Raw genomic sequence first — 23,176 nt, 5'->3', positions numbered from 1 at the left:
CATAGTTTTGCAATAAATATAGGAGTTCATACATTGTAACGGATATATTTACATAAAACTTTTTCATGTCAATTATTTGTCTAAATATTAAAAAAACAAAGGGAAAATGTTATAGTAAAATGAGAGTATATGACATTTTTAGGTAAGGGGGAATCCTCGGTGTGGATTACTTCAGAAGTAGAAATTCCAGACGAGTTAATTGATCATCTTGAAAAAGGAAAGTTAGTGCTATTTGTTGGAGCGGGAGTTTCTATGAAAGGGAAATCAAACTTACCGAATTTTGATGATTTAGTTGATGAAATTGCAAAAACGTTATATGTCGAAAAACGTGAAATTACAGAACCGCATGATTATTATCTTGGTAAAATTGCGAAAACAAAAGATGTACACCAAGTTGCAAGAGATTTAGTTCATATTGAAAAGTCAAAGCCGAATCCGCTTCATTATGCGATTCCGAGGTTGTTTCCTTTAGATACAGAAGTCCGCATTGTAACAACAAATTTTGATCGACATTTTACAACTGCGATAAAAGAAATGAATAGAGAATTAAACGTATATTACGCACCTGCGTTACCTACAGGTAGAGCGTTTAAAGGACTTGCTTACATACATGGCAATATAGAACAAGAAAAAGAAGCGTTAATTTTAACAGATGGTGATTTTGGAAGGGCTTACTTGACAGAAGGATGGGCAAGAAGGTTTTTAGTTGATTTATTCTCGAATTATACCGTTTTATTCGTTGGATATAGCCATAATGACCCAGTAATGAAATATTTAGCAACTGGTTTACCACCAAGTACAAGACGTTATGCATTTGTCGCACAAGGGGAAAATACGTACCACTGGGAGCATTTAGGAATACGGCCGATTGTATATCCGAATAAAGGTAATAATCATCAATCTCTCGTTAAAGCAGTAAAACGATGGGCGGAGTTAATGGGGGATAATTATATTACAAAACGAATGCGAATTCGTGACATAGTAACAGTACCGCCGTCAGTAGAGCAGGAACAATTATCATACATAAAACAATCTATAAAAAAAATTGAAACAGTCCGCTACTTCGTTGAATTTGCTCACGATTATGAATGGGTGGAATGGCTTGAAGCGGAAGGGAAATTACAAAATTTATTTTTAATTACATCAAACTATAATGAGGTAGATGAATTACTTGCAAAATGGTTAGTGGAACAATTTCTTTTTAGTCATCAAAAAGAATTATTTCAATTAATTTTTAAAAATCATTCTAAACTATCTCCGTTATTATGGAGAACAATTTGTAGCTACTTAAACGAAACGAAAATGAAAATGGACCCGTTGTTGTTTGCAAGGTGGACACTGCTTTTATTAGAAACAGCTGAAAAAGATAGTAAATCGATCGAAACAATTTCTTACTTACTGCAAAAATGTTATTTTCCTGAGCATAAAGAAATCGCTTTATTGTTACTAACGTTTATTTTGGACGGCAAACTTAAGTTGAAGCGTGAAAGAAAGTGGGGAAATGATACCGGGGAATCAATAGAACTTGAGGAATCGAGTCGTTTACCCGTGTCTACATTTTCTTTTGTGGAGCAAATTTGGAATAAAAAGATGAAACCGCATATTTCCTATTATGCCGTTCCAATTATGATGATGGGAATAGAGAAGATGCGGATGTTATCACTAAGGCAAGCGGCACTGAAAAAAAGGGATAAGGAAAATGTGGAAAAAGAGTTTCAGCAAAATGATCTAGCGTTTTTAATTCAAATTGTAAAAGAATGTTTAACCTATCTATGTGAAAACGATGAGAAAAAAGCAAATTATTATATTACAGAAATGATAGAAGCAAACAGCGTACTTCAAAATCGAATTGCAATTGATGCGATGAATAAAAATGTATTTGTTAGCGCCGATGAGAAAATGAAATGGTTGTTACAGGAAGGAATTCTTTTAGACGTCACGTATAAACACGAAGTTTTTCAACTTATAAAAAATCATTACGCACTCTCTTTAGAAAAAACAAAGGAAGAAGTCATTCAAATTGTATTAAAGGACCTTGCGGAGGAAAGAGCATTTGATGTTTGTTTCGTGTTGGATTTATTATTCACTTGTGATTCGAATAGTCCATCTACGGCAAAAGGTTACGAGTTAATGAAGCAAAAACATCCTCATTTTCATTCTGAGCGATACAGTGTACAAAAGAAAGAGGCGGCAGAACAAAGTATTACTTGTAATGTGACAGCTGATGGATTATTGCAACTAAAAGACGATGAAATTATGAAGCAAGTTCAGCAATTTTCTCAAGATGGTGTTTTTGAACAACGTCATTTTTTAGAGATGTTATCGAAAGCATGTAAATTGAATACAGAATGGAGTATTTCATTTGCATATCAATTAGTTGGAATGCACGAAATAAGTAATGAAGTATGGTTTGTTTGTATTAGGGAGTGGCGAAATAACCGAGGACTGACAAATGAACAAATACAAAAAGTTATTCCTCTATTACAGAAATTCGTTAGAAATACAGCTTTTCATTGGTTAATTAGTAGCTTTCTATATGAAATTAGTAATCGATTAGAAGAGTTAGAGGAAAATAGTATACGCAATGTAAAGCGGTTTGCTTTTTCGGTATTCCCTCAAGTCATGAAAAGTGACACGGATTTTAAGCTGGCAAAACAAGATTTTTACAATGAATCGATTCAGCATCCTGTTGGGAAAATGACAGCAGTATTATTAAAACTGTTATCATATGATCATTTATACGATCGTAATGTGTATGAATATTTATTTTTGTTTGAAGAACAAGTAAGAATTAGTACAGAACGAACAAATTTTATGATAGCTCGTTTAGTAGCAGATATTACATTTCTTTATCATATTGAGAAGCAATGGTGCCGAAAATATTTGTTACCGTACTTAGAGTTAAAGAAGGAAAATGAGATTACGAAATATGCATGGGCTGGCCTATGTTACACACAAATCAATTTACCTTTATTTACAGAAATGAAGCGATTTATTAAGTATGCGGTAGAACATTTGAAAGTATTACATCCGCATACGAGGGAAGCTTTCTTAAAATGGCTCAGTTTTGTATTTATTAAATGTGTACTGTATTGGGAACAAAAAACAGACTGGTTATACCCTTTACTTATACGAGAAAATGAAGAAAATAAAATTAAATTTATGCAGTTCTTATGCTATTATGTCAAAACGTTAAGTGCAAAAGAACAACAAAAATTTTGGGCAGCTTGGCTCAGTATATTTTTGCGAGAGCGACCGAAAATGGGGGGAATCACAGCTAGAGAATATGTAATGCTTTTACGTATTATTTTATTTATGGATGAAATAGTAGAAAGAGGATTATCTATCATTTGTAAAACATTTTTGGACGTGGGTGGAAAAGGGAATCAAACGGAGTTAAAACAGTTATTTCATGAAATACTTGAGAAGACAGAGAGTATAAAAATGTATAAAGAGTTGTATGCAAACGTATTTTTTACTTTACTGCAAACGCTTCAGGAAGCTAATTTACTTGAAACGGAAATCATTCAAATAAAAGAATTATTAATTGGATATAGAGTAGAAAAATGTGTAATAAATGCAATAGATAATGAGATAATTCGCATCGGAATTGTTCTGGAGAATTTACAAGAAGAAATGTAGGGCAAAAATGTAATTTAAAAAAATATATAAAAAGTTGTTGACAGTGTTTTGAAAAGCGTTCTATAATACGAATCATACTTATTCAATTTCAAAAAACATTTGAATAAACAAAGTGCAATGAAGAGATCACAGTAGTGGTTAGTCTTACTGTAACAGAGAGCTGGTGGTTGGTGTGAACCAGTACAGAGATAATCATGAATTACAGTCTTGGAGCATCTTTTTCGTAGTAAAGATAGTATTGTCTTTATGAAGAAAAAGCGGTCAATTGATCGTTAACAGTGAAGAGAGGTAGACAGAAATTTAGTCTACAACTAGGGTGGTACCGCGATAAATATCGTCCCTACTGATTTATTCAGTAGGGACTTTTTGTATTTTAGTGGCCCAACTTGAAAATTAAATATGTATGCGTTGAAAGGAAAAGCAGTAGTTGTTGTTTCCCTGTAACAGAGAGCTGGTGGTCGGTGTGAACCAGTACAAAAACAAGAGCGAATTACAGTCCTAGAGCATCTTTTTCGTAGTAAAGATAGTATATATCTTTATGAAGGGAAAGACGGTCAGATGATCGTTAACAATGAAGAGAGGTAGACGAAAGAAGTCTACAACTAGGGTGGTACCGCGATAAATATCGTCCCTACTGATTGCATCAGTAGGGATTTTTTGTACAAAAAAAGTGGGTTTTTAACTAGTAGAGAGTGTCTTTGTACGAATGATTAGTTTAAAATAAGAAGAGGTATCGATTCCACTTTAAATTTGTATAATTGACCAGTTCAGAAAATAGAGAATTTTTCATTCTCTTACTATACTTTTAAAACATTAGAGGAGGATTTCCAAATGGCAAATCATGAATTAGATCAATTACGTAAACAGGTAGATGAAATTAACTTACAACTATTACACCTTTTAAACAAACGTGGTGAAATCGTTCAAAAAATTGGGGAGCAAAAGCAAGTACAAGGTACGAAACGTTTTGATCCAGTACGTGAGCGTGAAGTACTTGATATGATCGCTGAGAATAACGAAGGACCATTCGAAACGTCAACGGTTCAACATATTTTCAAAACAATCTTCAAAGCTAGCTTAGAATTACAAGAAGATGATAACCGTAAAGCATTACTAGTATCACGTAAAAAGAAACAAGAAAACACAATCGTTGATGTAAAAGGTGAATTGATTGGTAACGGCACACAAACGTTCATCATGGGACCTTGTGCGGTAGAAAGCTTAGAACAAGTTCGCCAAGTAGGGCAAGCGATGAAAGACCAAGGCTTAAAATTAATGCGCGGTGGTGCTTTCAAACCGAGAACATCGCCATACGATTTCCAAGGTTTAGGAGTAGAAGGATTACAAATTTTACGCCAAGTAGCAGATGAATTCGACTTAGCAATCATTAGTGAAATTTTAAATCCAAATGATGTTGAAATGGCATTAGACTACGTTGATGTAATTCAAGTTGGTGCACGTAACATGCAAAACTTCGATTTACTACGAGCTGTAGGTAAAGTTAACAAGCCAGTATTATTAAAACGTGGATTAGCAGCAACAATTGATGAGTTCATTAATGCAGCAGAATACATCATTGCACAAGGTAACGACCAAATTATTCTATGTGAGCGTGGTATCCGCACATACGAAAGAGCAACACGTAACACATTAGACATTTCAGCAGTACCGATTTTAAAGAAAGAAACACATTTACCAGTTGTTGTTGACGTAACGCATTCAACTGGACGTAGAGATTTATTATTACCAACAGCGAAAGCGGCTCTTGCAATTGGCGCAGATGCAGTAATGGCTGAAGTACATCCAGACCCTGCAGTTGCATTATCAGATTCTGCACAACAAATGGATATTCCAGAATTCCATAAATTCATGGAAGAGTTAAAAGGATTCAAAAATAAATTATCTTAATTCCATATCATATATGCGCTGAAGAGGAAACAGTAGTGCTTATCTCACTGTTAAAGAGAGCTGATGGTTGGTGTGAATCAGTACAAAGGTAAGCATGAATTACAGCCTTGGAGCATCTTTTTCGTCAAGTTTTGATGGGAAAGACGGTCTAATGATCGTTAAAGAAGAAGAGAGGTAGACGAAAGAAGTCTACAACTAGGGTGGTACCGCGATGAACATCGTCCCTACTGAGCGCTCAGTAGGGACTTTTTTGTACAAAAAAATAGTAAAGGGGCAAGAGAAATGAGATACATTACAGCTGGAGAATCACATGGACCGCAGTTAACAGTTATTTTAGAAGGTGTACCAGCAGGTTTAACGCTGGCGGCGGAACATATTAATAAAGAATTATTAAGAAGACAAAAAGGGCACGGACGCGGAAGACGTATGCAAATTGAAACAGATACAGTTGAAATTGTAAGTGGTGTTCGTCATGGGATGACACTTGGCTCACCCATTACGTTAATCGTAAAAAATGATGATTTCAAACATTGGACGAAAGTAATGGGTGCAGAGCCAATTTCGGAAAAAGAAAGTAAAGAAATGAAACGTACAATTACGAAACCACGTCCAGGACATGCGGATTTAAACGGGGCAATTAAATACGGTCACCGTGATATAAGAAACGTACTAGAGCGCTCATCTGCAAGAGAAACGACAGTTCGTGTAGCTGCTGGTGCAGTTGCGAAACAAATTTTAAAAGAATTAGGCGTAGAAATAGCAGGGCATGTACTTGAAATTGGTGGAGTAAAAGCAAAACATATTTCAAACTTGTCAATTGAAGAAATTCAAACAATTACTGAAAATTCACCAGTTCGATGTTTAGATAAAACAGTAGAACAAGAGATGATGGATGCGATTGATAACGCAAAAAGTAGCGGAGATTCAATCGGTGGTATAGTTGAAGTTATTGCAGAAGGTATGCCAATTGGCGTCGGTAGTTACGTTCATTACGATCGTAAATTAGATGCAAAACTTGCTGGTGCGATTATGAGTATTAATGCATTTAAAGGTGCTGAAATTGGCGTTGGTTTTGAAGCGGCAAGACAGCCAGGAAGTAAAGTGCATGATGAAATTTTATGGGATGAAGAACAAGGATACACGAGAAAAACGAATAATGCCGGCGGTTTAGAAGGCGGTATGACAACGGGAATGCCAATTGTCGTAAGAGGTGTAATGAAACCAATACCTACATTATACAAACCGTTAGCAAGCGTTGACATTGATACGAAAGAAGCATTCCAAGCGAGTATTGAAAGATCTGATAGCTGTGCAGTACCAGCAGCAGGTGTAGTAGCTGAATCTGTTGTAGCATGGGAACTTGCACATGCACTAGTCGAACAATTCGGAAAAGATCGTATGGAATTAATTCAACAAAACATTACGCAACATAATAAATACGCAAAAGAATTTTAATAAAAAGGTGGTTTTAACATGCAAGTAAAAGAGCAACTATCATCATTACAACCATATAAACCAGGTAAATCACCTGAACAAATGAAAGAAGTGTACGGAGATCATTCGTTTGTTAAATTAGCATCGAATGAAAATCCATTCGGCTGTTCACCACGAGTTTTAGATGAGTTGCAAAAATCGTGGTTGGATCATGCTTTATATCCTGACGGAGGTGCTACAACGCTCCGTCAAACAATTGCAAATAAGTTACATGTGCAAATGGAACAAGTACTTTGCGGTAGTGGTTTAGATGAAGTCATTCAAATAATAAGCCGTGCAGTACTAAAAGTAGGTGATAACATCGTAACGGCTGGAGCAACATTCCCGCAGTACCGTCATCATGCAATTATAGAAGGTTGCGAAGTGAAGGAAGTTGCGTTAAATAACGGTGTATACGACTTAGACGAAATTTCTTCAGTAGTAGATAACAATACAAAAATCGTATGGATTTGTAATCCAAATAACCCGACAGGCACATATGTGAATGACCGAAAATTGACTCAATTTATTGAAGGCATTAGTGAAAATACGTTAATTGTCATTGATGAAGCGTACTATGAATACGTAACAGCAAAAGATTTTCCAGAGACATTACCGCTTTTAGAAAAACATAAAAATATTCTTGTACTTAGAACGTTTTCTAAAGCGTACGGATTAGCTTCTTTCCGCGTTGGATATGCGGTTGGACATGAAGAGTTAATCGAAAAATTAAATGTCGTACGTTTGCCATTTAACGTATCTTCATTAGCACAAAAAGCAGCGACGATTGCTTTTGGTGATGAGGAGTTTATTGAGGAAATAGTTCGTGTAAATACAGAGGGATTACAACAATACGAGAGCTTTTGTAAGGAACATGATATTCCATTTTATCCATCGCAAACAAATTTCATCTTTTTGCCAGTTGAGAATGCTGGAGAGATTTATGAAGCTTGTGCACACGCAGGATTTATTATTCGTCCGTTCCCAAATGGCGTCCGTATTACAGTCGGAACAAGGGAGCAAAATGAAGGAGTGATTTCAGTGTTACAACAACACTTTGAAAATAAAAAAAGAAAGTCTCGAGATGAGGCAAATGCATAAGAAGGTAGTATTAATTGGAACTGGTTTAATCGGAGGCTCTCTCGCATTAGCAATTAAGAAAGAGCACGATGTAACGATAACAGGTTATGATATATTTCAAGAACAAGTAGAGCGTGCAAAAGAATTACACGTAGTAGATGAAATAGCAGTAGATTTACAACATGCATGTGAAGAGGCACATTTAATTGTTTTTGCTTCACCAGTTGAAGAAACGAAGAAGTTATTACACAAATTAGCGTCATTTCGTTTACGAAAAGATGTTATTGTAACCGATGTTGGTAGCACAAAAGGAACAATTATGAATGAAGCGGAAGCTTTATTTTCAAAGGAAATTTCTTTCATTGGTGGACATCCGATGGCAGGTTCTCATAAAACGGGAGTTGAAAGTGCAAAAGCGCATTTATTTGAAAATGCATTTTATATTTTAACGCCAATGAATCATGTGCCAAATGAACCTGTGGAAGAGTTAAAAGATTGGTTAAAAGGAACAGGGTCACATTTCCTTGTTTTAAATACAGAAGAACATGATTATGTAACAGGGATCGTTAGTCATTTCCCGCACCTTATTGCCGCTGGATTAGTAAAGCAAGTGGAGAAACATGCAGGAGATAATCCACTTATCCATCAGCTAGCTGCTGGAGGTTTCAAAGACATTACACGTATCGCATCTAGTAGTCCGAAAATGTGGAGTGATATTGTTAAGCAAAATCGAGAGCATTTAATGGTATTATTAAAAGAGTGGATCTCTGAAATGGAAGATTTATATGATACAGTTTCTAGCGGAGATGCAGGCGAGATTCAAAACTATTTTGCGGATGCGAAAGAATACCGTGACTCTTTACCGGTAAGAAAGAGAGGGGCGATTCCTGCCTATCACGACTTATACGTCGATGTTTTAGATAAAGTAGGGGCATTGGCTCACATTACAAGTATTTTAGCGCGCGAAGAAATTAGTATTACGAACTTGCAAATATTAGAAGCACGTGAAGGATTGCTTGGGGTATTACGTATTAGCTTCCAACGAGAAGAAGATCGTATGAAAGCAAAGCTAGCGCTTGGAGAAGAAAAATACCAAACGTATGAAACAATTTAAATGAGAAGGTGAAAACGTGAAGGAAAGAACAATACAACCTGTTAATAACGGATTAAATGGCAATATTACAATTCCAGGAGATAAATCGATTTCTCACCGCGCTGTCATGTTCGGTGCGATTGCAGAAGGAAAAACAACAATTAAAGGTTTCTTGCCTGGTGCAGACTGTTTAAGTACGATTTCTTGTTTTAAAGAAATGGGAGTAGACATCGTACAAAACGGTGATGAAGTCACTGTAGCTGGTAAAGGATTAGAAGGTTTACAAGAACCGAAAGCTGTATTAGATGTTGGTAATTCTGGTACAACTATACGTTTAATGTCAGGAATTTTGGCAAATACACCATTTTTCTCTTGCGTACAAGGTGATGCGTCTATTGCAAAAAGACCGATGAAACGTGTAACAAATCCATTAAAACAAATGGGTGCAAACATTGATGGCCGCGAAGAAGGAACGTTTACACCGCTAACAATACGTGGTGGGGATTTAAAAGCAATTGAATACACTTCCCCGGTAGCAAGCGCACAAGTGAAATCAGCTATTTTACTTGCAGGACTTCGTGCAGAAGGTGTAACAGCTGTTACAGAACCACATATTTCTCGCGATCATACGGAAAGAATGCTTGAAGCATTTGGCGTCAAAGTAACTCGCGAAGGAAAGACAGTGAAACTAGCAGGTGGACAAAAGTTAACAGCGACGGATGTTCAAGTACCAGGTGACGTATCATCAGCTGCCTTTTTCTTAGTAGCAGGTGCAATTATTCCAAATAGTAAACTAGTATTACAAAACGTAGGTATGAATCCAACACGTACAGGTATTATTGATGTTTTAGAGAAAATGGGTGCTACGTTCACTGTAGAGCCAATTAACGAAGGAGCATCAGAACCAGCTGCAAACATTACAATTGAAACATCTTCATTAAAAGGAATCGAAATCGGCGGAGATATTATCCCTAGATTAATTGATGAAATTCCTGTAATCGCATTAGCGGCAACGCAAGCAGAAGGAATTACAGTAATTAAAGATGCACACGAATTAAAAGTAAAAGAAACAAACCGTATTGATACAGTCGTAGCGGAATTAACGAAACTAGGTGCTCGCATAGAAGCAACTGAAGACGGGATGATTATTTACGGGAAATCAGTTTTAAAAGGAAATACAGTTAATAGTTATGGTGATCACCGCATCGGAATGATGCTTGCGATTGCCGGCTGTCTAGCAGAAGGAAAAACAACAATTGAAGACGCAGAAGCAGTAGGCGTATCATACCCTACATTCTTCGAAGAACTTCAAAGGTTAACTAAATAAATGGATGAGAAGCAGATACAGGATGTATCTGCTTTTTTATATTGAATTTGTGTCGTTAAGTCTATATAATTTCATTCACCGCACTGTAATATTTTAAATTATGGTACAATTCAAATAAAGAAGGGGGAAAATTTATGAACGTTATACGATTAAAAGAAGATAAATTTAGAGAAGCATTACGCTTATCAGAATACGCTTTTCAATATAAAGTTGAAGAAGAACGAATGCAGCAGCAACTTACAAGAATGAAGGAAAGTCATGAAGTATACGGTATTATGGAAGGTAATGACTTAGCTGCAAAACTACACCTTATTCCGTTTCATATATACATAGGAAAAGAAAAATTTAAAATGGGTGGCGTTGCAGGGGTAGCGACGTATCCAGAATACAGAAGAAGCGGATATGTGAAAGAATTGCTTCAACATTCTCTTCAAACGATGAAAAAAGACGGATATACAGTATCAATGTTACATCCATTTGCTGTTACATTTTACCGTAAATACGGCTGGGAACTTTGTGCGAATCTTCTCGTATGTCATTTGACAAAGAGTGATTTAGTTATGAAAAAACAAGTGAATGGTACTGTGAAACGTTTCAATAAAGAAAATCACCCAGAAGAAGTCGAGAAGCTTTATGAAACATTTGCAGAACGTTTTTCTGGTATGCTTGTTCGCAATGAAAAATGGTGGTTACAAGCTGTTTATGAGGATTTAACATTAGCAATTTACTACGATGAAAATAAAACTGCAGCAGGTTACATGTTATATAAAATAGAAAAATCTAAAATGACTGTAGAAGAATTCGTACCACTGCATAATGAAGCTCGAAATGGTCTATGGAACTTTATTTGCCAACATGATTCTATGATTAAAGAACTTGAAATGACAGTAAGTGAAAACGAACAGTTGTTATATACATTGCAAGAACCACGTGTGAAAACAGAAATAAAACCATATTTTATGGGAAGAATTGTAGATGTAGAGCATTTCTTAAAACAGTATGAGTTAAACTGGAACAATGTACAACAAGAAGTCATTCTACACATTACAGATTCATTTGCACCGTGGAATAATGTATCAGTGAGACTTGCAAATTATGAAATAACAATTATAGAAGAAACGATGGATAAAGGGATCAAGCTAGATATAAATGCACTATCTACAATATTGCTTGGATACAAACGCCCATTAGAACTAAATGAATTAGAATTAATTAGCGGAAGCGAAGAGGAAATACGGGCATTTGAGAATGTAGTGCCAGTGCACAAGCCGTTTATTTATGATTTCTTTTAATCTGCATATTTGAAATCGGGCTATTCTAAAATTTCATTTGGAATAGCTTCTTCAAATGTTGTCAGTTTTTGTCGGTAAGTCGATATATTTTGAAAATCGCTGATATAATTAGAGATGCGCCGATATATCCTGAAAATCGCTGATATATTTTAATAATCGCTGATATAAATTTTTTCACAAAACAAGGGATTAAAAACGCAATGATACTTGTCACACACTTGACTTTTAACCGATGTAATTTATAATTAAAAACGGAATGAATTTTCATTCCTGAAATTGAGGTGAAAAAATGGCTAAAAATAAACAAGAAGACATTTTTGATGCGGCAATACAACTTTTTGCAGAACGAGGTTATGATGGTACAACAATTCCGATGATTGCTGAAAAAGCAAAAGTAGGTGCTGGTACCATTTATCGTTATTTTGAAAATAAAGAAGCACTTGTTAATTCTTTATTTACGAAAAGTGTTTTACAGCTATCAGAGTTAATAAAAACCGACTTTCCAGTCAATGCAAATATTCGTGAACAGTTTAGCCATACATACAACCGTTTATTTGAATTTGCAAGACAAAATGCAGATGCTTTTCTTTTTACGAATTCTCACTGTGATAGTTATTTTCTCGATGAACATAGTAATGAAATATTCGAGGATTTTATGGGTTTCTTTATGGACTTGATTGAGGATGGAATCGAAAAAGGTTTTCTCCGTCCATTACCACCAATTGCGTTAATTATCATTGTATATCAACCGATTGAAAAATTAATTAAAGTAATGGAAACAGGCCAATTAGAATATACAGAAGAATTGGTAAAAGAACTGGAAGAAAGCTGTTGGAATGCTATTAGAATCATTTGATTCTATAGCGTTATAAGGATAGGAATGAACATTCATTCCGATGAGGGTGTGAAAAAGAAAAGTAGGAGATGATCAATCTGTACAATTAAAGGAATGAATATTCATTCCGAAATCCATAGTTTAATAGAGCTAAAAAGTAAATTAATAGAACGAGAGGAATGAACGTTCATTCCGAAAGGGTGTTTTCAAAATAACAGGAATGAATATTCATTCCGTAACTAACGTAAAATTTTAATCGTGGGAGATGATGCAAATGAGCAAGCTGAGAAATTGGAGAAGTTTATCTTTTCTATTGTGGATAGTTATTACCATTACAATGATCGTTACGATGCCTAATATGGATAAATTAGTGAAAGAAAAAGGGCACATTACGATTCCTAATACAGAACAAAGTAGTATTGCTGACAAAATGATAAAAGAAATGAATAAAGACGGGACAGAAAAGTATGAGATTATAGCAGTTTTTAATAGTGGTAGTAAAACAGCTTTAACGACTGAACAAAAAGAGGAAATAACAAAAACAATCAATGCTTTGCAAAATGAAAAAGAACAATTAGGAATTAAAGAAGTTGTTTCACATTTAGATAATAAAGAATTAGAGAAACAATTCGTTTCTAAAGATAATACGACTATTTTAACGCAAATATCGATAGATAAAAAACATGGTGAAATATCGAAAGTTTCAAATAATCTTCATAATAAAGTGAAAACGAAAGGGGTAAAAACGTACTTAACAGGAAGTGACTTAATCGCGGGTGATTTTCTTACATCTTCTCAAGAGGGCGTGAAAAAGACTGAAGTTATTTCAATCATTTTCATTCTAGTTATATTAATCATTGTATTTCGTTCACCGATTGTTCCCATTGTTTCTCTTCTTACTGTTGGGGTATCATATTTAGTTTCAATGGGGATTATTGCTCATCTTGTAGATCAATTTAATTTTCCATTTTCTAACTTTACACAAGTGTTTGTCGTTGTTGTCCTGTTTGGGGTAGGAACGGACTATAACATTTTATTATTTACGAGATTTAAAGAAGAATTAAGTAAACAAGAAAACGCATTTTTGGCTACGAAAGAAACATTTAAATCGGCAGGGAAAACTGTTTTATATAGCGGGATAGCAGTACTAATTGGTTTTGCATCTCTTGCTTTAGCAAGTTTTAAACTATATCAATCTACTTCAGCGGTAGCAATTGGTGTTTTCGTATTATTACTCGTTTTAACCACATTAAATCCATTTTTCATGGTGCTATTGGGAAAAGGAATGTTTTATCCAGTTAAAAATTTTAAAGGTCATGAAGATAGTCGCTTATGGGGATTCTTTGCGAAAAACTCAGTAGCAAGACCATTTGTAGCTTTAATTATTGTATGCGTGATATCGATTCCTTTCGTATTAAAATATTCTAATACACTTAATTACAATGACTTATTTGAAGTAGACAATAAGTACGAATCAAAGATGGGGATTAACGTAATAGAAGAGCATTTTCCACCTGGTTTTTCTTCACCAAGTACGTTAGTCATTCAATCTAACAAAAAATTAGATGAAGGAACGTCCCTACAAACTTTAGATGAGTTAACTGATAAAATTTCGAAAGTGAAAGGTGTTTCAGAGGTATATGCACCGACACGTCCAACTGGAGGTAAGATAAAAGAATTATATATAAATAAACAAGCAGGAGAACTAAATACAGGTTTAGGAGATGCCAATGGTGGTATAAAGGAAATTAATGATGGATTAACTACTGCGAAAGATAAGATGGGTAATAAGGACTCAAATAGTCTTGCAAACGTTCAAAAGTTAATTGATGGAACAAATGAAGCGAAAAATGGTGTATCGGCATTAGGAACAGCTTTAAATCAACTATCAAATGGCATAAATGACGGAGCAAAAGGTGCGCAGCAAATTGAGAGTGGGTTAACTTCAGTAAATGAAAATATAAGTGTATTATCTCATGCAACTTCACAACTTCATGCTGGCTATACGCAGTTAGAAAAAGGTTTAAGTTCTTACGATCAATACTTCGGAAGTATTTCTCAAGCGATTGACGGTGCGAAGAAAGGTTATGAACAAATTGAAATGTTAATGACCAATTTCATTCAAACGAAACCAGAATTAGCAAATGATCCTAACATTCTGCAGACGATAGGAATTGCTAAAGAGGCTCAAAAGCAATTAGGTGGGCTGTCAAATGAATTAAATCAATTAGCAGCGCAGCACAATGCGGCGATGGGATCATTTAAAGAAGCGAATCAATCGTTATTGAAAGTGGATAACGGCTTAAAAGAAATGAGCAATGGAGTTACTAAGTTACAAAAAGGAGCAGCTGATCTTAAAAATGGATTAAATGAAGGAGCAACAGGTTCAAAACAAATTGCAAACAAGTCATCTGAGTTACAAACCGGATTAACGAAAATAAACGATGGGCAAGGTCAGCTATTAACCGGACTGAAAGACTTGCAAGAACAGATGGGACAATTACAATCAGGACTATCTAAAAGTACAGAAGGCCTTGAAAAGGTAAGTAACGGCCTAGGGGATGCTCAGAAATATTTAGGAGAACTAAATGAATCAAAAAGCTCTGAGAAATTTTATATTCCAAAAGAAGTTTTGGAGGGAGAAGATTTCCAAAAAGCTTTGAATACGTACATGTCACATGATAGAAAGACTGCTAAAATGACAATCATTTTAGACGTAAATCCGTATTCAAAAGAAGCCATGCCAATTATTCAAGAAATCAATAAAACGATAGATGGTACTTTGAAGGGGACGGAATTAAATCATGCGAAAACAGCAATTGGAGGAACAACAGCTAGAAACGTTGATTTAAAAGAAGTAACAGGGCAAGACTTCTTACGTACAGCTACAATTATGTTAATTGGAATTGCAATCGTATTAATCGTGATTACACGTTCATTATTAAACACAATCTTTATTATTGGATCTTTAATATTAGCTTATTTTGCATCACTTGGTATAAGTGAACAAATTAGTACACACTTACTAAACGTAGATTCACTAAGCTGGAATGTTCCATTCTTTAGTTTCATAATGATTGTCGCTTTAGGAGTGGATTATAGTATTTTTGTAATGATGAGATACAATGAGTTAGAAGAGGACCCAGCGACGAAAATTGTAACTGCTTCTCGTCATATCGGAGGAGTCGTATTATCAGCGGCACTTATTTTAGGTGGTACATTTGCTGCATTAATCCCTTCAGGTGTATTAACGCTTATACAAGTAGCATCCGTTGTTGGTGTTGCATTGTTACTATTAGCTATTATTGTGATGCCGATATTGCTACCTGCTTTAATAGGCTTAACGAGTAAAATGAAGAATTATGCAAAGAAATTAAGTGAAAGGAAATAAAAGAATCGCCTTTTAAAAGTAACTGTTTCAGTTATGGGAGAGAACATATAAAATAACACACAAATTAGGGATGTAAATCACATATGATTTAGCATCCCTTTTTTAATTGGTATTACATTGTTTAAGTACTTTTATATAGTAAAATTGCAAAGGAAGAGAAAAAGAAAACAGTAAAAACAGCAGCGCAACGATTGGGGATTACTGACAAAGTATTTGGTTTAAAAGATAAATGGAAAATTTATGTTAAAATAATGGTAGAGATTGTGAAAAAATGTTCTTAAACTAACGGTCAGGATACTTTAAGAAGGATTTTTCAAAGGAAATGGTGAATATCATATTTTGAAGGAGTGATTGCAGTGGAGTAATTAATTTTTTAAATCTTGGTTAAATACTTTGAAGGAAGGGATTTATAAATATGAATGCAAAACTAATAATAGTAGAAGGTTTACCTGGATTCGGAAAATCGACCACTGCAAAGCTAATAAATGAAATTCTAAGCCAAAATAAAATTGAAGTTGAACTATTTTTAGAGGGGAATTTGAACCACCCCGCCGACTATGATGGTGTATCTTGTTTTAATAAATTTGAATTCGATAGATTAGTATCTAACAGTGGAGATTTTAAAGAAGTGCTTCTTAAAAGAGTTTTAAAAAAAGGAAGCAATTATTTATTACCATACAGAAAGATAAAAAATGAGTTTGGTGACCAGTTTTCGGACGAATTATGTAACGATATTTCAAGAAACGATATATATGAATTACCATTCGATAAAAATGTTGAATTAATTGCTGACAAATGGAATGACTTTGCTGAAATTGCTCTAGAAGATGATAAGGTTTATATTTTTGAATGTTGTTTCATACAAAATCCATTAACGATTGGGATGATTAAATACGGTGAACAAAAAGAAAAAATAATAAATTATGTAATGAAAGTTGCAAAAATCATAGAGAATCTAAATCCAATGTTATTCTATGTAGAACAAGATAATCTTGAACTTTCATTTAGGAAGGCATTAAAAGAAAGAACTCCAGAATGGTCTACAGGATTTGTCGACTATTACACGAACCAAGGCTATGGGAAAGAACATAACCATTCAGGTGTAGAAGGAACGATAAAAGTTCTTGAAGCTAGAAGGAATTTAGAGTTAGAAATATTTGATATGTTAAAAATGAACAAAGAAAAAATCAATAATACAAAATATGAAATTGACTCGTATAGGTCAATGTTAAAAGATAAGTTAATAATACAAATGGTGAAATAGCTTTTTACACTACCTGGTGCTTTAGTTGGAGAAGGAAATGAAAACGCTCAGAATATTTTCTGAGCGTTTTAGTTTGCTCTTTATAATACGAAACGTGGTGTGAAATGCATACAAATTATTGTGTTATTTATAATGGGTATTAACATTTTTCTCTCCCTAAATTGAACCCGTTCTTTTAAAAGGTGATTTTCCTTATTTTACAAACTTGTCCATCACATCTTTATATTTTACAAACTCTTCATCTTTCATATCGCCATTCATTTGTAGAAGAAAATTGCCTTTTGCGTGTGTATGAGAGAATAACATAGGAGCAGAATTTCCTAATTCATCGTAATATTTCTTTACTTTTTCTAGGTCTTCTTTCTTTGTAATTTCGAATAATCGACCGCCTTTATCTTCACCAAGAGCAGGTACGACAATACGCTTACCTTCTTTTCGAAGGTTACCAAATTCTTTTTGTGGAAGATCGGTTGGATTTTCTGCTTGGAGACCAGCATTTTTAAATTCAGTGATAATTGAATCGACAGTTACTTTCGTTTCTTTTTTCTCTTGTTTTGATTCAGTAGGTGTTTTTCCATTGTTATTACTACATGCAGTTAAGGAAATAAGAGATAAACATAATGCACCAATCATAAATATTGTTTTCAAAATGAATCCCCCTTAAAGTGTGTATGTAACTTTAATATAATTAAAAACAAAGGTTTTATTCAAGTTTGGAAAGAAAGGAATAGCAATCAACCGTTGCTATTCATCCAGCTTCTACTATATAATAACTATAGTCTACAATAATTGAGTCGTAATATGCGATTTTTTAAGACAATCGGTGAGAAAACGCTGAAATAAGCGGTATTAGTAGGAGGACACAAATGATTACAGTAAGTAACGTTAGTTTGCGTTTCGCGGATCGCAAATTGTTTGAAGATGTTAACATAAAATTCACGCCAGGTAACTGCTACGGTTTAATCGGAGCAAACGGTGCTGGTAAATCAACATTTCTAAAGATTTTATCTGGAGAAATCGAACCATCAACAGGTGACATACATATTACGCCAGGTGAGCGTCTTGCAGTATTAAAACAGAACCACTTCGAATACGAAGAGTTCCCAGTATTAGAAACTGTAATTATGGGTCATACTCGTCTTTACAAAGTAATGCAAGAGAAAAATGCCATTTATATGAAAGAAGATTTTAGTGATGAAGATGGTATGCGTGCTGCTGAACTTGAAGGTGAGTTTGCTGAGCTGAACGGTTGGGAAGCTGAGTCAGAAGCTGCAATTCTTCTTAAAGGTTTAGGTATTGGTGAAGACCTTCATGATAAGAAAATGTCAGAATTAACTGGGGCAGAGAAAGTAAAAGTATTACTTGCTCAAGCTTTATTCGGTCAACCTGATATTCTATTACTAGATGAGCCTACCAACCACTTGGACTTAAAAGCGATTCAATGGTTAGAAAACTTCTTAATGAACTTTGAAAATACAGTTATCGTTGTATCCCATGACCGTCACTTCTTAAATAAAGTATGTACGCACATGGCTGATCTTGATTTCGGTAAAATTCAACTTTATGTTGGTAACTATGACTTCTGGTATGAGTCAAGCCAATTAGCTTTAAAATTAACACAAGATGCTAATAAGAAAAAAGAAGAGAAAGTAAAAGAGTTACAGAACTTCATTGCGCGCTTTAGCTCAAACGCATCTAAAGCGAAACAAGCAACTTCTCGTAAAAAATTATTAGATAAAATTACATTAGATGATATTAAGCCATCATCTCGTCGTTACCCATTCGTTGGCTTCACACCAGAACGTGAAGTAGGAAATGACTTATTAACTGTTGAAGGTCTTTCTAAAACAATTGATGGTGAAAAAGTGTTAGATAATGTGTACTTCACTTTAAATAAAGGTGATAAAGTTGCATTTATCGGTCGTAACGATATTGCGATGACGACATTATTTAAAATCCTTATGGGTGAAATGGAGCCAGATAGTGGTTCATTTAAATGGGGCGTTACAACATCTCAATCGTACTTCCCAAGAGATAACTCTAAATACTTTGAGAACAGTGACTACAACTTAGTTGAATGGTTACGTCAATTCTCTCCACAAGATGAGTCAGAAAGCTTCTTACGTGGTTTCTTAGGCCGTATGTTATTCTCAGGCGAAGAAGTTAAGAAGAACGTTTCAGTACTATCTGGAGGCGAAAAAGTTCGTTGTATGTTATCTAAAATGATGTTAAGTGGTGCAAACGTTATTACACTTGACGACCCAACGAACCACTTAGACCTTGAGTCTATCACTGCATTAAACAATGGTTTAATTGCATTTAAAGGTACAATTTTATTCACATCACATGACCATCAGTTCGTACAAACAATTGCAAACCGCATTATCGAAGTAACGCCAAACGGTGTAATCGATAAAGAGGCTACTTACGATGAGTTCTTAGAAAATGAAGAACTTCAAAAACAAGTAGATGCAATGTACAAAGGTCAATAATAAATGATGAAAACCCTCGCTCTCGTTTTGGAGCGAGGTTTTTTTTATAAATTGTATTTTATGGATTGTGAATAATTATTCAAAAATAATTTTATTGAAGGAAAGGGATTTGAATGTTGTACATAGAAGAATGGCTGAAGCATAAATAACTGAAGAAATATAATATACATTAAAAATAAATGTTATCTATTGTGAATTTAATTATATTACATTAATGTTCCAGAACTGGAGACATATTTATTTGCGAAGTAGGGAATAAAGGTATATAGTATGTGATGTCATAATTAGTGGATGAATCTTGGGAGAAAACAGAAAATGTTACAAATTTATTTTGTTAAATAGAAACCAAGGTCAAAATGTATAGAAAGAAATAGTTGAATAAATACTAGCTTCAAATTATAATTACTATTATTCTTCATATAGTTAAATAAATAGAATCTATTTGAAGATAAAAAATTGAATAGAGAGACAGACTTATAAAAAAATAAGCCTTGGATGATCAAAAGAGGTGGAGAAATGAAACAATTCTTATTAAAGAGCAAAAGCGTGCTAAGCAATCATTTTGGATTCTTTCTGTTTGCCGTTATTTTATTTTGGCTCAAAACATATGCGGCTTATGTAACAGAATTTAATTTAGGTATTTCAAATACAATCCAAAAATTCTTGCTGTTTTTCAACCCGCTTAGTTCAGCAGTGCTATTTTTAGGACTTGCATTATTTGCAAAAGGGAAACGATCTTATATTTGGTTAATTGTTATCAACTTGTTATTGTCGATTCTTTTATATGCAAACGTCGTATATTATCGCTTTTTCAGTGACTTTATTACGTTCCCGACGTTGACACAAACGAATAACTTTGGAGATTTAGGTGGTAGTATTGTTGCGTTGCTACATCTTTACGATCCGCTATACTTCTTAGATACAATTATTTTAATTGTGTTAGTAGCAACGAAATTTGCAAATCCAAAACCAATTCGTGTTGCGAAGCATAAAGTATCACTAGTATTTGTAGCAGGTATTTTATTATTCAGTGTTAACTTAGGACTTGCAGAATCTGACCGTCCTGAATTATTAACAAGAACGTTTGACCGAAATTATATTGTGAAATATTTAGGGGCGTATAACTACACAATTTATGATGGAATTCAAAGTGCGAAAGCATCAACGGAAAGAGCGTTAGCTGATGGAGATAATATGACAGAAGTAAGAAATTATTTAACATCAACTTATGCTAGTCCGAATCCTGAGTATTTCGGTAAAGGTAAGGGAATGAACGTAATTTATATTCATTTAGAGTCATTCCAAAACTTCTTAATTGATTATAAATTAAACGGTCAAGAAGTTACGCCGTTCTTAAACTCATTTACAAAAGATGCGAATACGCTTTATTTTGATAACTTCTTCCATCAAACAGGACAAGGGAAAACGTCTGATGCGGAGTTTATGTTAGAGAATTCTATGTTTGGTTTACCACAAGGGTCTGTATTTACAACGAAATCTCATAATACGTATCAATCAGCACCAGCAATTTTAGGACAACAAGGATACACATCAGCTGTATTCCATGGTAACTATAAAACATTTTGGAACCGTGACGATATTTATAAATCATTTGGTTTTAATAAATTCTTTGATGCTTCATACTATGATATGAACGAAAAAGATGTAGTAAACTATGGATTAAAAGATAAACCATTCTTTAATGAATCCATTCCGTTATTAGAAACATTGAAACAACCGTTCTATACGAAGTTTATTACGTTATCGAATCACTTCCCGTATCCGATTGATAAAGAGGAAGCGACAATTGAACCAGCAAACACAGGTGACTCGTCTGTAGATACGTATTTCCAAACAGCACGTTATTTAGACGAATCTGTAAAAGGTTTCATCGATTACTTGAAACAATCTGGTTTATACGATAATTCTATTATCGTTATGTACGGAGACCATTACGGTATTTCAGATAATCATAATGCAGCAATGTCAAAAGTAATGGGTAAAGAAATTAACTCATTTGAAAATGCACAGTTACAACGTGTACCATTTATCGTTCGTGTACCAGGTGTGAAAGGTGGCGTACAACATCAATATGGTGGTGAAATTGATGTTCTTCCAACTCTTTTACACTTACTAGGAACAGATACAAAAAATTATGTTCAATTTGGTTCAGATTTATTATCACCAGATCATAAACAAGTTGTTGCGTTCCGTAACGGCAACTTCGTAAGCCCAACAGTTACTGCATTAAACGGCAAATACTATGATACAACGACTGGAAAACCAGTAGAATTTACAGATGAAATAAAACAAAATGAACAAATGGTTCAAAACTCGTTAAAATACTCTGACCAAGTCGTAAATGGTGACTTATTACGATTCTACACACCGGAAGGATTTACACCGATAGATCGTTCGAAGTATAACTATAACAATCGTGATAAAAACAAAACGAAAGTAAAAACGACTCCGGAAGGGGAAGCTAAATAAATAACAAAAGGCACTATTCCTATGAATAGTGCCTTTTGTTTGTAAATAAAACATCATCATGAGATAGAACCATCTGTTGCTTTCTGTTTTGCCTTTCCGAAGAAAACTACACCGGCAATAATGATAATGATGAATGCCCATTTTATGAAAGGGTTACTTTCGAAAAATGCAGCGAACCATTTCTCGTCTACAATCATTTTCGCAGCGGTATAAGCTAAAACAGCTGCTCCAATCGTAATGATGATAGGATAACGGTCAACCCATTTTAAAATTAATGTACTGCCCCAAACTACTACTGGAATTGAAACTAATAGCCCGATGATTACTAAAGAAAAGTTGCCATGCGCAGCTCCAGCAACAGCGAGAACATTATCAATTCCCATCAATGCATCAGCAATGATAATGGTTTTAATAGCAGACCAGAAACCTTCTTCCGCCTTAATATCGTGATCTTTGCCTTCAGCAATTAATTTGTAAGCGATCCATATAAGGAGTACACCACCAATTAGAAGTAGCCCTGGTATTTTTAACAACCAAACGACAACTAAAGTAGCGAGGGCTCTAATCGCGATTGCCCCGATAGTTCCCCATATAATAACTTTCTTTTGTTGATCTTTCGGTAATCGTCTTGCTGCTAACCCAATTACAATGGCATTATCACCTGCTAACACTAAATCAATTACAATAATGGCAAGTAAGGCTGACAAATATTCAGCTGAAAGGAAATCCATATACATATCACTCCTTAAGAGTAATATGTGCTAAGCTACTATACAGTATTAAAAATTCTGAGGGTAATATTCATGTTTTATTGAAAAGGAACATGAAGGGGAATAATAGCATTAAACATAAGCTTAAGAAATTTTCAAAGCACAATCTTTGCACTACA

The 23,176-nt window shown here is 34.5% G+C and carries 14 protein-coding genes and 3 other annotated features; of the genes, 12 read left to right on the top strand and 2 right to left on the bottom strand.

The genetic code is table 11. The features are described 5' to 3' along the window. The first annotated feature begins 129 nt into the window (after positions 1 to 129). From PQF83_RS08795 to PQF83_RS08750, 10 genes are all read left to right on the top strand, one after another. Entirely contained in the window at positions 130 to 3,642 is a 3,513-nt protein-coding gene (locus PQF83_RS08795) for a DUF4020 domain-containing protein (protein WP_001997690.1), read from the top strand. Positions 3,643 to 3,750: 108 nt separating this feature from the next. Beyond that, positions 3,751 to 3,987: a binding site (T-box leader), on the top strand. A gap of 54 nt (positions 3,988 to 4,041) precedes the next feature. Then, positions 4,042 to 4,278: a binding site (T-box leader), on the top strand. Between the two features lie 195 nt (positions 4,279 to 4,473). Next, positions 4,474 to 5,550, top strand: coding sequence for a bifunctional 3-deoxy-7-phosphoheptulonate synthase/chorismate mutase (locus PQF83_RS08790; protein ID WP_001273581.1), 1,077 nt, complete (start codon positions 4,474 to 4,476; stop codon positions 5,548 to 5,550). A 9-nt stretch (positions 5,551 to 5,559) separates the two neighbouring features. Continuing rightward, positions 5,560 to 5,779: a binding site (T-box leader), on the top strand. A 53-nt stretch (positions 5,780 to 5,832) separates the two neighbouring features. After that, a complete protein-coding gene (gene aroC / locus PQF83_RS08785) occupies positions 5,833 to 7,005 on the top strand; it encodes a chorismate synthase (protein WP_001269408.1) in 1,173 nt (390 codons plus the stop codon). A gap of 18 nt (positions 7,006 to 7,023) precedes the next feature. Beyond that, positions 7,024 to 8,124 (top strand): histidinol-phosphate transaminase, encoded by a 1,101-nt coding sequence (hisC, locus tag PQF83_RS08780; protein ID WP_001197358.1) that lies wholly within the window; start codon positions 7,024 to 7,026, stop codon positions 8,122 to 8,124. After that, positions 8,117 to 9,217, top strand: coding sequence for a prephenate dehydrogenase (gene tyrA / locus PQF83_RS08775; RefSeq protein WP_000549200.1), 1,101 nt, complete (start codon positions 8,117 to 8,119; stop codon positions 9,215 to 9,217). Before hisC ends, tyrA begins: the two co-directional genes overlap by 8 nt. A 16-nt stretch (positions 9,218 to 9,233) precedes the next feature. Further along, positions 9,234 to 10,523, top strand: coding sequence for a 3-phosphoshikimate 1-carboxyvinyltransferase (gene aroA, locus PQF83_RS08770; RefSeq protein ID WP_000664604.1), 1,290 nt, complete (start codon positions 9,234 to 9,236; stop codon positions 10,521 to 10,523). A gap of 134 nt (positions 10,524 to 10,657) precedes the next feature. Next, positions 10,658 to 11,815 carry a GNAT family N-acetyltransferase gene (locus PQF83_RS08765; RefSeq protein WP_001100974.1) on the top strand — a complete coding sequence of 386 codons (1,158 nt, stop codon included), beginning with the start codon at positions 10,658 to 10,660 and terminating at the stop codon, positions 11,813 to 11,815. A gap of 289 nt (positions 11,816 to 12,104) precedes the next feature. After that, entirely contained in the window at positions 12,105 to 12,671 is a 567-nt protein-coding gene (locus PQF83_RS08760) for a TetR family transcriptional regulator (protein ID WP_001107293.1), read from the top strand. A gap of 253 nt (positions 12,672 to 12,924) precedes the next feature. Next, a complete protein-coding gene (locus tag PQF83_RS08755) occupies positions 12,925 to 16,041 on the top strand; it encodes an MMPL family transporter (RefSeq protein WP_000040973.1) in 3,117 nt (1,038 codons plus the stop codon). Between the two features lie 415 nt (positions 16,042 to 16,456). Continuing rightward, on the top strand, positions 16,457 to 17,305 hold the full coding sequence (locus tag PQF83_RS08750; protein ID WP_000992226.1) for a hypothetical protein: 849 nt from the start codon (positions 16,457 to 16,459) through the stop codon (positions 17,303 to 17,305). Positions 17,306 to 17,497: 192 nt separating this feature from the next. Here PQF83_RS08750 and PQF83_RS08745 read toward each other — a convergent pair whose 3' ends face one another. Continuing rightward, on the bottom strand, positions 17,498 to 17,938 hold the full coding sequence (locus tag PQF83_RS08745; protein WP_001997685.1) for a hypothetical protein: 441 nt from the start codon (positions 17,936 to 17,938) through the stop codon (positions 17,498 to 17,500). 233 nt (positions 17,939 to 18,171) lie between these two features. On the opposite strand from PQF83_RS08745, the gene PQF83_RS08740 reads away from it, so the two are divergent. Both PQF83_RS08740 and PQF83_RS08735 read left to right on the top strand, forming a co-directional pair. After that, positions 18,172 to 19,797, top strand: a complete 1,626-nt coding sequence (locus PQF83_RS08740; RefSeq protein ID WP_000633868.1) for an ABC-F family ATP-binding cassette domain-containing protein — start codon at positions 18,172 to 18,174, stop codon at positions 19,795 to 19,797. 516 nt (positions 19,798 to 20,313) lie between these two features. Then, a complete protein-coding gene (locus PQF83_RS08735; protein WP_000808752.1) occupies positions 20,314 to 22,287 on the top strand; it encodes an LTA synthase family protein in 1,974 nt (657 codons plus the stop codon). Between the two features lie 56 nt (positions 22,288 to 22,343). On the opposite strand, the gene PQF83_RS08730 is transcribed toward PQF83_RS08735, so the two are convergent. After that, on the bottom strand, positions 22,344 to 23,018 hold the full coding sequence (locus PQF83_RS08730) for a TerC family protein (RefSeq protein ID WP_000346935.1): 675 nt from the start codon (positions 23,016 to 23,018) through the stop codon (positions 22,344 to 22,346). Positions 23,019 to 23,176 lie beyond the last annotated feature (158 nt).

It is taken from the genome of Bacillus sp. FF-1, assembly GCF_028548245.1.
Taxonomy (GTDB): domain Bacteria; phylum Bacillota; class Bacilli; order Bacillales; family Bacillaceae_G; genus Bacillus_A; species Bacillus_A paranthracis.
This window is presented reverse-complemented; position numbering and strand designations above follow the sequence as displayed.